The organism is Achromobacter sp. GbtcB20, from assembly GCF_019091095.1.
GTDB classification, from domain to species: Bacteria; Pseudomonadota; Gammaproteobacteria; order Burkholderiales; family Burkholderiaceae_B; genus Achromobacter; species Achromobacter mucicolens.
Window position 1 is genome coordinate 1 of the sequence record NZ_JAGXJZ010000581.1, and the last position, 266, is coordinate 266.

General features: G+C 71.8%; 1 protein-coding gene. It reads left to right on the top strand.

Annotated elements, in window-relative coordinates; genetic code table 11:
- The coding region (locus KVT32_RS30310) for a DUF4147 domain-containing protein (protein WP_217619454.1) at window positions 1-266 on the top strand (266 nt) is incomplete at both ends.

Consider the following 266-nt stretch of genomic DNA (forward strand, 5'->3'; position numbering starts at 1 on the left):
GAAATGAACTGCGTGCGGCGCCACCTGTCAAGCATCAAGGGCGGCCGCCTGGCCGCCGGCTGCAATCCGGCGCGCGTGGTCACGCTCCTGATCTCGGACGTCCCCGGCGACAACCCCTGCGACATCGCTTCCGGCCCGACCGTGGGCGCCCCCAGCACCTGCGCCGACGCGCTGGCGATCGTGAAGCGCTACGGCATCGACGTGCCCGCGAACGTGCGGGCCGTGCTGGAAAGCGGCCGTGGCGAGTCGGTCAAGCCGGACGACCC